Source organism: Ideonella flava, assembly GCF_051857595.1.
Taxonomy (GTDB): Bacteria; Pseudomonadota; Gammaproteobacteria; order Burkholderiales; family Burkholderiaceae_C; genus Ideonella.
This window is the reverse complement of the sequence record NZ_JBPZHD010000015.1, coordinates 154425-166374: the sequence shown is the minus strand read 5'-3', so window position 1 is coordinate 166374 and position 11950 is coordinate 154425. Positions and strand designations below refer to the sequence as shown.

The 11950-nt window shown below is 66.8% G+C and carries 5 protein-coding genes; 4 read left to right on the top strand and 1 reads right to left on the bottom strand.

What is annotated here, in order from left to right:
* Positions 1 to 113 precede the first annotated feature (113 nt).
* A complete protein-coding gene (locus tag ACS5PM_RS28565) occupies positions 114 to 1682 on the bottom strand; it encodes a methyl-accepting chemotaxis protein (RefSeq protein ID WP_439391324.1) in 1569 nt (522 codons plus the stop codon).
* A gap of 289 nt (positions 1683 to 1971) precedes the next feature.
* Between ACS5PM_RS28565 and ACS5PM_RS28560 the strand changes: the two genes are divergently transcribed.
* The 4 genes from ACS5PM_RS28560 (at position 1972) to ACS5PM_RS28545 (ending at position 11821) form a co-directional block, all read left to right on the top strand.
* On the top strand, positions 1972 to 3483 hold the full coding sequence (locus ACS5PM_RS28560; RefSeq protein ID WP_439391322.1) for a S8 family serine peptidase: 1512 nt from the start codon (positions 1972 to 1974) through the stop codon (positions 3481 to 3483).
* 185 nt (positions 3484 to 3668) lie between these two features.
* On the top strand, positions 3669 to 6587 hold the full coding sequence (acnA, locus tag ACS5PM_RS28555) for an aconitate hydratase AcnA (protein WP_439391321.1): 2919 nt from the start codon (positions 3669 to 3671) through the stop codon (positions 6585 to 6587).
* Positions 6588 to 7328: 741 nt separating this feature from the next.
* Positions 7329 to 11387: an RHS repeat-associated core domain-containing protein gene (locus tag ACS5PM_RS28550; RefSeq protein WP_439391320.1), complete on the top strand. Its 4059-nt coding sequence runs from the start codon at positions 7329 to 7331 to the stop codon at positions 11385 to 11387.
* The gene (locus tag ACS5PM_RS28545) at positions 11384 to 11821 is read left to right on the top strand and encodes a hypothetical protein (protein WP_439391319.1); all 438 of its coding nucleotides are present in this window, start codon (positions 11384 to 11386) and stop codon (positions 11819 to 11821) included. Before ACS5PM_RS28550 ends, ACS5PM_RS28545 begins: the two co-directional genes overlap by 4 nt.
* The last annotated feature ends 129 nt before the right edge of the window (positions 11822 to 11950 follow it).

Below are 11950 nucleotides of genomic sequence, written 5' to 3'. Positions count from 1 at the left end.
CCTCCTGCCTCGTCCTGCACGTGCCACCGCCTTCAAGCGCCGCAGTGGCTCAGAAACGCCAACGGCGGCCCGCTGGGGCCGCCGTCGATGGGTGTTGTCCCGGTCGATCCGAGTTATGCCGCGGCGAGTTCCCTGTCGTTCAGACGGAACACGGCGACGGTCGAGACCAGCCGTGCAGCCTGCAGCTTGAGGCTCTCTGCGGCCGCAGCGGACTCCTCGACGAGTGCCGCGTTCTGCTGCGTCACCTGATCGAGCTGCGACACGGCATCGTTCACCTGGTCGATGCCCGAGGTCTGCTCGGCGGTGGCGCGGCTGATCTCCGCCAGCATCTCGTTGACGCTTCGCACCTGGGCGACGATGTCGGTCATCGTGCGCCCGGCGCTGTCGACCAGTTCGCTGCCGCTCTGGACCTTGGTCACGCTGTCGCCGATGAGGCCCTTGATCTCGCGGGCGGCCTGGGCACTGCGCTGCGCGAGTGCCCGGACTTCGGCGGCCACGACCGCGAAGCCGCGACCCTGTTCACCGGCGCGCGCAGCCTCGACCGCGGCATTCAAGGCCAGGATGTTGGTCTGGAAGGCGATGCCGTCGATCACGCCGGTGATCTCGGCGATCTTCTGGCTGGCCTGCGCGATCTCGCCCATGGTTTGCACCACTTGACCGACCACCTGGCCGCCTGCGCTCGCCACGCGGCACGCCGCCTCGGCCACCTCGCTGGCGCTGCGCGCGGTCGCGGCGTTGGTTCGCACCGTGCCGGTGAGCTGCTCCATCGAAGCCGCAGTCTGCTGCAGGTTGGTGGCCTGTTCGTCGGTGCGCTGGCTCAAGTCCAGGTTGCCGGTGGCGATCTGATTGGAGCCGGTCGCGATGCCGTCGCTGCCCTGCCGGACTTCGGTGACGATGCGGGCGAGCCCGGCATTCATCTCCTTGAGCGCCTGCAGGAGCTGGCCGGCCTCGTCCTTGGTCTCCACACGGATCTCCGAGCGCAGGTCGCCGGCGGCCACGGCCCTGGCCACTTGCACCGCGCTGCCGATCGGCCGCGTGATGGAGCGCGTGACGATCCACGCCATCAGCGCCGCCAGGCCGATCGCGGCACCGCCGAGCACGAGCATCACCAGCCGGCCGAACTCATAGCCCTTGTTGCCCTCGTCGGAGGCCTGCTTGAACTGGCGGCCGAGTTCGCCCACCAGCGAGTCGATCGACTGCTGGTAGGCGTGCTGGTCCTTGCGCATCTTGCCGAGCGTCAGCTCCGCGGCCGCCTCCCGCTGGCCCGCGGCCATCAGGTCCTCGAAGGCGCTCTGGTCCGCGACGAAGGGCGCGCGGCTTTGCTGCAGCTCGGCGAAGATCCGCCGCGTTTCGGGCGCCTGCAGCGTCCGGTCCAGCTTGTTCATCGCCTCGCCGATGCGCGAGCGCGCGGCCGCGTTGTCGGCCGCCGCCTTTTGCAGGCTTTGCTCGTTCTTGTCGATGAGCATCGCGCGCACGTTGCGCACGATGACGTTCACATCATTCTTGATGTCGGTCGCGAGCAGGACCTTGGGGTACCGGTTGTCCACGACCAGGTTGAGCTGGTCGCGCAGGTCGGTCAGGCGCAGCAGGCCCACGGTGACGACTGCCACCAGCAGGACCACGACGAACGCGAAGGCCGCAGCCAGTCGCGAGCCAATGCGCAAATCGAGAAAGGTCTTCATTCCACACCTTCAGTGCGGCGTGGTCCTCAGGGCGTAGGGACAACCGCCAGTCCGGAACTATCGGCCTGTCCCCCGGCAGGCCAAGAGCCGAAATGAGCCCGGCCTACGGGCCAGTTCGCCGGGAGAACGATTTCCGATGACCGGCTCGTGCAAGAGTGCCACCCCGGCCGAGGCCGGCCTCGTCCCCCTATCTCGCAGGGCCGCCGTGCCGCCGCCCTCCCGCAGAATCGCCAGCCTGCTCCGTGCGCGGCTGCGCGCGGCTTTGAACACATTCGAGGAGCCTTCGAGCATGAGCACAACCCAAAGACGTCTTCGGCCCGTGCCTCTCGCCGCGCTGGCGGTGGCCTGCAGTTCGGTGTTCGGTGCCCAAGTGAATCCGGACCTGGCCGCGCAGGCGCGGCGCGATGGCCGGGCCGATGCCTTGATCGTGCTGCAGGAGCAGGCCACCCCGGCGCTGGCTCCGCTGCCGCGCGGAGCGGCAGACTACAAGGCGCGCCGCCGCGCGCTGGTCCAGGCGCTGCGCGAGCGGGCGGATTCGCAGCAGGCGGGCCTGCGGGCCTGGCTGCAGGCTCGTGGAGTCGAGTACCAGCCGTTCTGGATCGCCAACGTGATCCACGCGAGGCTGTCGGCCGACGACGTCGCCGCCCTGGCCGCTCGCCCGGACGTCAGCCGTCTGGAGCCGAACCCGGCCATTCCGGTCGCGCTGCCGGGGCCCGGCTCCCTGCCGCAGGGCGCTGTGTCACCCGAGGGCGTCGAGACGGTGGCGTGGGGCGTGGCGAAGATCAACGCGCCGCAGGTGTGGGCCGCCGGCTTCAACGGCCAGGGCGTGACCATCGCGGGGGAGGACACCGGCTACAAGTGGGACCACCCGGCGCTCAAGCCGCAGTACCGCGGCTGGGACGGCGCCACGGCCGACCACAACTACCACTGGCACGATGCCATCCACAGCCCCAACGGCAGCTGCCCGGCGAACTCGCCGCAGCCGTGCGATGACCATGGCCACGGCACCCACACCGCCGGCACCTTCGCCGGCGACGACCACGACACGCACCAGGTCGGCGTGGCGCCGGGCGCCAAGTGGATCGGCTGCCGCAACATGAATGCCGGCGCCGGCACCCCGGCCACCTACATCGAGTGCATGGAGTGGATGCTGGCCCCGACCAACCTCAAGGGCAAGAACCCCAACCCCGACCTCGCGCCCGACATCGTCAGCAACTCCTGGGGCTGCACGGTGGGCGAAGGCTGCACTGTCGGCGACGAGATCAAGCAGGCGGTGAACCACCTCACCAAGGGCGGCATCTTCTTCGTTGCCGCGGCCGCCAACGACGGTCCGGCCTGCAGCACCATCACGGCCCCGCCGGCGATCTACTCGTCTGCGTTCGTGATCGGCGCCACCGACAGTGCCGACAAGCTGGCGAGCTTCTCCAGCCGCGGCCCGGTGGCGGGCGTCAGCAAGATCAAGCCCGACGTGTCCGCGCCCGGCGTCGCCGTCAATTCGGCCTGGCCGCCTGCCACCTACGCGAACCTGAACGGCACCAGCATGGCGACGCCTCACGTGGCCGGCGCCGCGGCGCTGCTGATGTCGGCCGTGCCCGAGCTGAAGGGCCGGCCGAACGCGGTGGCCAAGCTGCTGCGCAAGACCGCGCAGACCGACGGCGTGACCGATCCGGTGAACCAGACCTGCGGCGGGACATCGCCCACCGACTGGCCGAACAACATGGTCGGGCACGGCCGCATCGACGCCTTCGCCGCCTACAAGGCCGCGATTGCCGGGATGGTGGACCTGACCATCGACCATTGACCCGGGCCTGACCCGGCCCAGGGCGATCCAAGCGCCGACCTGCGGGTCGGCGCTTTGGCTTTGGGCTGCATGTATGCACCGCGGCTGCCGTGAGGCACCATGCCAGGGTCGGCTCGCCGCCCTGGTCGGCACTTCGATTGCCCCGCTTCATCTCCGGCCCTGCGGCCGCTCAACCGCTCATCCCCATGAAAAACTCTTTCGGCGCCCGGTCGACGCTGCGTGCCGGCAGCAACGAGTACGAATACTTTCGCCTCGATGCGCTCGAGCGCGAGGGCCTGGACCCGAAACGCTTGCCGTATTCCTTGCGCATCCTGCTGGAAAACCTGCTGCGCCACGAAGACGGCGTGACGGTGACGCCGGATGACATCCGGGCGCTGGCCGGCTGGGATCCGGCGGCGCCGGCAGAGCGCGAGATCGCTTTCACGCCGGCGCGGGTCCTGCTGCAGGACTTCACCGGGGTGCCGGCGGTGGTGGACCTGGCGGCGATGCGCGACGCCATGGCGGAGCTGGGAGGCGACCCCGACCGGATCAACCCCCTGCAACCGGTGGAGCTCGTGATCGACCATTCGATCCAGGTCGACAGCTTCGGCTCCTCGGCCGCCTTCCACCAGAACGAGGCGCTGGACTACGGCCGCAACGAGGAGCGCTACGCCTTCCTCAAGTGGGGCCAGCAGGCCTTCGCCAACTTCAAGGTCGTGCCGCCCAACATGGGCATCTGCCACCAGGTCAACCTGGAGTTCCTGGCGCGGGTGGTCTTCGGCGCCGGGGGCGACGGCGCCGTCGGCGAGGGCGGGCTGCGGCAAGCCTATCCGGACACGCTCGTGGGCACCGATTCGCATACGCCCATGGTCAACGGGCTGGGCGTGCTGGGCTGGGGCGTGGGCGGCATAGAGGCCGAGGCGGCGATGCTGGGGCAGCCGGTGTCGATGCTGATCCCGCAGGTCGTGGGCGTCAGGCTCACCGGCTCGCTGCGCGCGGGCGCCACCGCCACCGACCTCGTCCTGACCATCACCGAGATGCTTCGCAAGAAGGGCGTGGTGGGCAAGTTCGTCGAGTTCCACGGTCCCGGCCTGTCCAGCATGGCGCTGGCCGACCGCGCGACGATAGGAAACATGGCGCCGGAGTACGGCGCGACCTGCGGCATCTTCCCGGTCGACCAGGTGACGCTCGACTACCTGCGCTTCACCGGCCGTCCTGAAGACCAGGTGGCGCTGGTCGAGGCCTACATGAAGGCGCAGGGACTCTTCCACGAAGCGAACAGCCCCGAGCCGGTGTTCACGGAGGTGCTGGAGCTGGCGCTGGATTCGGTCGAGCCGAGCATCGCCGGGCCGCGCCGCCCACAGGACCGGCTCGCCCTGGGCCAGGCGAAACAGGTGTTCCGCGATGCGCTGCCTTCGTTGCGGCCCACCATCGCCGTCGCCGCAGCGGCCAAGGAATCCGCGGTCACCACGCCGGTCGGCAAGAAGGACGAGGGCGTGTGGGGCGAGGGCAGCAGCGCCTCGCCGGCCGCCGCAGCTGCTGCGGGGCCGGTCGGTCTGGCCGACTCGCTGACGGACGGTTCGGTGGTGATCGCGGCGATCACCAGTTGCACCAACACCAGCAACCCGTCGGTGATGCTCGCTGCCGGCCTGCTGGCGCGCAAGGCGGTGGAGCGAGGCCTGGAGCGCAAGCCCTGGGTCAAGACCTCGCTGGCGCCCGGCTCGCGCGTCGTGACCGAGTACTACGAGCGCGCCGGGCTCGCCCCGTACCTGGACCGGCTCGGCTTCCAGACGGTGGGCTACGGATGCACCACTTGCATAGGCAACTCCGGCCCCTTGCCTGAAGAGGTGTCGCAGGCGATCCAGGGCCGCGGCCTGGTCGTGGCCTCGGTGCTTTCAGGCAACCGCAACTTCGAGGGACGCATCCATTCGGAGGTGCGGGCGAACTTCCTGATGTCGCCGCCGCTCGTCGTTGCCTTTGCGATTGCGGGGCGCATCGACATCGATGTCGACAACGAGCCTCTTGCCGTCGACCGCGACGGCGCGCCGGTCTTCCTGAAGGATCTGTGGCCGACCCGGGCCGAGATCGACGAGGTGCTCGCGCAGGCCATCCGGCCCGAGATGTACCGGCACGCCTACGGCAAGGCCTACGAAGGCGACGAACGCTGGCGTGCCCTGAGCGCGCCGGACGGCAGCCGTTACGCGTGGGACGACCAGTCGAGCTACGTGCGCCGGCCCACCTACTTCGACGGCATGGGCAAGACACCGCCAAGCGAGATCGCACCGATCCGTGGTGCGCGCGTGATCGCGGTGCTGGGCGACAGCGTCACCACTGACCACATCTCGCCGGCCGGCAGCATCCGCAAGGATTCGCCGGCCGGGCGCTACCTCGTGGAGCAGGGCGTGGCGCCGGTGGATTTCAACTCCTACGGCTCCCGCCGCGGCAACCATGAGCTGATGGTGCGAGGCACCTTCGCCAATGGCCGCATCCGCAACCGGCTCACACCCGCGCTCGAGGGGGGCGTGACGCGCTACCTCCCCACGGGCGAGGTCCTCTCGATCTACGACGCCGCCGAGCGCTACCAGGCGGCAGGCACGCCGCTCGTCGTGCTGGCGGGCAAGGAGTACGGATCAGGCTCCAGCCGGGACTGGGCCGCCAAGGGTCCCTTCCTGCAGGGCATCAAGGCCGTCATCGCCGAGAGCTACGAGCGCATCCACCGCTCCAACCTCGTCGGCATGGGCATCCTGCCGCTTCAGTTCGAAGCGGGCGATTCGGCGGCGGCGCTGGGGCTGACGGGCGAGGAGAGCTTCGACATCCTGGGCCTTCGCGAGCGCGTGGCCTCGGCCTTCCAGGATGGCCGCAACGTGCAGGTGAAGGCCACGCGCGGCGACGGCTCGGCGATCGAGTTCGCGGCGCTGGTGCGGATAGACACCCCACAGGAGCTGATGTACTACCGCCACGGCGGCATCCTGCAATACGTGCTGCGGCAACTGCTGGGCGCACGCGATCGCGCGGTCGCGGTGGCGCCCGCGGCGGTTCCTACACAGGAGCACGGCCCGACCCAGGCGCATGTCGACAAGGGCTCGGAGCACTCGTTCCCTGCTAGCGACCCCCCGGCGTACTGAATGGGTGAGGGCAGCGCATGGTGCTGAACGTGAAGCCGGTGTTGCTCTTGGTAACCCACTTGTAACTTAGCGCAAGTAAATCTCAGTACACTGCGCTGCGGGCCTCTGGCCAATACGACAAGAACACTTGATTGAGGGAGGTGCGGCGGCATGCACGCTCACCAGAGAAACATTTCATTTACGGGCTTCAGCCGTCCAAGGGTTGACCTCACGTCCGTATCACTGATCGCTCGCGTACCGGAATTGTCAGCGCGCCCCGCCGCTCCCTGGATGTTGAGTCCGAGCGTCGTGCTTGCGCAGCCCGCCCCGGTTCCAGTTTCTTAGCCGAACAAGCGCCGAAGTCAATCGCTCCTGCCTGCCGCAGGCTCCCTTTGGCTCGCCCACCTGCACTTGAACTCTGTTCGCCGTGAGTGGCCACGAAGATATTCACTCCCTCGAGAGTCACACGAATCTATGCTGAATCCAAGGGACATTGCCAGGCTATGCGTTCTATCGGTGGCCATGCTGAGTGCACTGGGCGCGACGGCTCAAGATGACGACTCTGATCCTCAGCGGGTAGAAATCATCGGAAAGTTGACAGAAGGTACTTTCAGCTCAGCAGGGGGATGGGGGGGTGGGATTTCGGGATACGCCCGCCAACCACCGTATTACCAGGCGAGTACCGTCGGTGCGGGGGACGGCAAAAAGGAATCAAGTGACAGCTGCTCCTCCGGAATCCCGTCCACTACGCCAAGATCCACCATGCCGGTGGATCTGGCCACCGGCAACAAACGCCTGGAGCAGACCGATTTCGTGCACGCGTCAGCGCTGAACCTGGGGATGAGCCGACGCTATCGATCCGAAGACAAGTGGGATCGGGGATTCATCTTCGGAACGAACTGGCAGTCGAGCGTGGACTATGGCTTGGACGTTCCGGCTGACAGTGGCTATTCCGATTACCGTGGCTGGGCCGACACCATCACGCTCTCGCTGCCCGGCGGCGACACATTCCAGTTGTACAAGTGGGTGCCGCCTGGCACCGGCACGGCCTACTACTTCCTGCCGAGCGCACTGAGAGCGGGTGGCGCTATCGGCAATTCGCAGGTCTACGCGTTCAGGTCCACCAGCACCGCGATCGTGGTCTACGTCGGTCGCATTGCCCATCATTTCTCGGCGTACACGCCTGCTGGCGGTACCCGGCGGTTCCTGGTCAACAAGATCCTTGACGGCTGGACCGGCATCTCGACCTATACCTTCACGCGAGATGCGCAAAGCGGGCGCCTGTCGACGCTGCGTAACGCGATTGGCGAGCAACTCAGCTTTGTCTGGGGCGATGGCAAGCACGTCACCCAGGTCACCGCGCCGGACAACTCGCTGTGGAAGTACACGTATACCTCTGCGGGCATGCTGGCAAACGTGCAGAGTCAGGCGGCCGGTTCGACCGAATGGAAGCCGGCTTCGGCGTACGGCTACAACAGTCCGGCCGGCGCTCATCTGCTGACCAGCGTCAACATCGGGGCCAATTGGAAGGGGTACGAGTACGACAGTCTCGGCAGGGTGACCGTCAGCGACACCGATAGCCTCGTCTACGGCACCGACTGGACCACGTTGACCCACGGTGGCACCACGACCAAGTACACCTTCGCCACCTGGTACGCCAGCAAGCAATTGGTCCGCACGGAGTACAGCGCCTCCCCGGGCTGCTCGGCCGCCACTGCGACGCAGAGCTATACGGATGGGCGCCTCACCAGCTCGACCGACCTGAACGGCGCCGTCACGAACTACGAGTTCGACAAGGACGGTCGTATCAAGGTGCGCACCGTCGCGCCCGGCACGGCGGCGCAGAGCAAGACCGTCTACACCTACTCGGGCGACCAGATCGAGTCCATCACGCTGTATGACGCCAAGGACGTAGCGCTGCAGCAGACGCTCTACACCTACACCAGCCCGGCCGGCGCGATGTTCAGCAACCTGCCGGGTTCGATCACCGTCAAGGACCTCAAGCCCGGCGGCGCTGTGCGCACCGTCAGCTACGAGTACTCTGCCTTCCACCCCAACGGCGTTTCCAAGACCATCGTCACGAAGGAAACGCTGCCGTCGGGCACGGCCAGCACCACGGCCACCTACGACGACAAGGGGCGCCTGTTGACCGTCACCAACGCGCTGGGGCACGTCACCTCCTATGGCAGCTACACCGCGATGGGGTTTCCGGGCTGGGTGAAGGACGCCAACGGCGTGACCACCACCCTGACCTACGACTTTCGCGGCAACACGCTTTCGGCCACCACGGCCAGCGTGGGCTGGGCCAAGAGCGAGTTCGACACGCAAGACCGCTTGCTGTCGATGTCCGACTCCACCGGGGCGCGCACGGACTTCACCTACAACGGCGACTTCCTGCTGAAGACCAAGAACGCCGCCGCGGAGGAGGCGCTGTTCACCAAGGATCTTCAGACCCACAAGTCGAAGTTCCACCGGAACACGCCCACCTACAGCAACGGCGCCGTCTCCGCGACCACGTGGCAGTCGGTGCGCGACGGCACCGTTCGCCCCGCATGGCTGCAGGCGAACCACGTGCCGCCAGACCAGTGGGACACCATTCCCGACTACGCCTTTGACTGGTACGACGGAGTGCCGTTCTTCGAGGAGAACATGACCCTCGAGGGCCTCTCCGGCAAGCCGGTCACCATCACCGGCAAGGCGGGGCAAGTCACCACCTTCATGTACGACGGCGCGCGCAACGTCAGGGCCATCTCCACGGCCGACGGGCGTGCCACGACGAACGACCGCGACATCCTCGGCCGGGTGACCAAGAGCTACCACTGGCCCGGCGGCGGCGCCGCCAGCACCTCCACCATCAACGCCTACGACGCCGCAGGCCAGCTGGAGAGCTTCACCGACCCGCGCAACCTGAAGACCAGCTACCTGTACAACGGCTTCGGCCAGGTCACCCAGCAGACCAGCCCGGACACGGGCGTGACGACCTTCGGCTACGACACCGTGGGGCGGCTGACCTCCACGAAGTACGCCGACGGCCGCGAGGTCAAGCTCGGCCTGGACGCTGCCGGCCGCGTGACCTCGCGCACCAACGGCACGGTGGCCGAGAGCCTCACCTACGACGAGGGCACTTACGGCAAGGGCCGGCTGACCAAGCTGGCCGGCACCGGCGGCAGCGTGGCCTTCGCCTACGAGGTGGGTGGCCGGCTGACCAAGCAGACCGTGACGGCGCTCAGCCAGTCGCTCGCCGTGAACTGGACGTATGACACCGTGGGCAAGCTCACCGGCATGAGCTACCCCGACGGCCAGACGCTGACCTTCCAGTACGACACCTACGGCCGGCTGAGCAAGGTGCTGGGCAACCCCGGCAACGGCTCGCTGGTGGTGGCCGACAGCATGCTCTACCAGCCGGCAACGGACCAGCGCTACGCCTGGCGCTTCGGCAACGGACTGCCGCGGATGTACACGCAGGACGTCGACCGCCGTCTCACCGCCCTGGGCGGCGGCGCGGTGCATGGGCTGCAATACGGCTTCACGCCCAAGCTGGACACGATCGCCAGCATCACCGATCAGGTCTACGGCGCGAGCCAGTCGTCCACGCTGGCCTACGACGACCAGGATCGCCTGGACACGGTGACGCGCAGCGGCGCCAATCAGAGCTTCACGCTGGACGCCAGCGGCAACCGCAAGACCCACACCGTCGGCGGTGTCACCTACACCTACACCACCGACCCGGCCTCCAACCGGCTGAAGACCGTGACCGGCGGAGGCACGACGCAGAACTTCATCTACGACACGGTGGGCAACCTCAAGCAACACGCGCCCAACGGCACCGCGCAGACCTACGACTACGACGCCTTCAACCGCCTGTCTCAGGCGAAGGTGGGCGGCACGGTGGTGGGCACCTACGGCTATGCGACGAACAACCAGCGGCTGTGGAAGACCACCTCGCTGGGCAACACCTTGTTCGTCTACGGCCCGGCCGGCGAACTGCTGTACGAGCGGGGGCCGGCGGGCAACACGGCCTATGTGTGGCTGGGCGGCGAGATGATCGGCTTCATGCGCGGCGGTGCCTTCTACGCCAGCCACAACGACCACCTGGGCCGGCCCGAGGTGGTGACCAATGCTGCCGCCCAGGTCGTCTGGCGCGCATCGAACAACGCCTTCGGGCGCACCGTGGTGACCAACACCGTCGGCGGCCTCAACATCGGCTTCCCGGGGCAGTACTTCGATGCCGAGAGCGGGCTTTGGTACAACTGGAATCGGTACTACGATCCGAATACGGGGCGGTATACCCAGAGCGATCCGATTGGGTTGGCGGGTGGGGTCAATACGTACGCGTATGTCGGTGGCAATCCGCTGAATGGCATTGACCCAAAGGGACTCGACACGGTCTTCATCGTCAATACGAACGGCGTCGGACACGCCGGCGTACTGGTTGGTGGTGGCCCTGGGGCCGTTCTCTACGATCCGGGCGGTTCGTTCCGCAATGACATTAAGGGCTCCGGAGACGCCCTGTTTGATAGGGACGCGTCGCTTGGGGCGTACGTCTCATATCAACGCCTTGACGGGCCAGCTGTTCGGACAATTCGATTCCCTACGACGCCTACAGAGGAAGCTCAAATCGCGAACAACATCGAAAAGCAGGGCGGATGCATGCCGGGTCTCTGTGCCACATGTGTTGGCAATGCAGTGAGGGGCGTGGGCAGATTCAAGAACCTCGGCAGCACAATGACACCGGGAGGACTTGGTCGTGAGTTGGATCGGCTGCTGAATCCGCCTGCGTCATCGCCGTTCCTTCCCGATACACCATGGGGTTGGCGATGAGATGGCAACGCGTTGCGTGGATTGTTGGTGCGGGGCACTTCATCGCTTCGTCCGTTTTGCTGGGTATCCACTGGGACCAGATTGGTCGGCGTCTGTCTAAAGAAACTGTCCCCGTGCTTGCTGGGTACGCAGTTCTGTCAATTGTTCTCTTACTCTGCTTCGCCAGGATCGGGAGGAGAGCGGGCTTCGGCAAGCAAATGTTCGGTGTCGCTCTCATCCCCTACCTAAGTTCGTCGCTGGCATATCTGGGTGTGATTGCCGCTTCAGATCGATTTGTCGCGATAGCCGGCGGAGCAGGCATCCTGCCCATGCTTGTTGTGGCCTCGTACTTCCCGTACTTGGCGCTTTGGGGCCCCGTGATCAGCGTTGCCAATGTGATGTCGCTGTTGTTGGGGCGCAAGGTCGGCGGACTTGGGCCTCACGCGTCGAACTGAGCACATCCGTGCTGCTGCATGTGTTGGCGGGAATGCGATCAGGCCCGCCGGTGCGCCTTCCTCCATTTGGTCATGAATCGGCGGCCGGGCCTAGCTTCCGACTTGCGCTGCTCATTGCGCGTCGGCCGC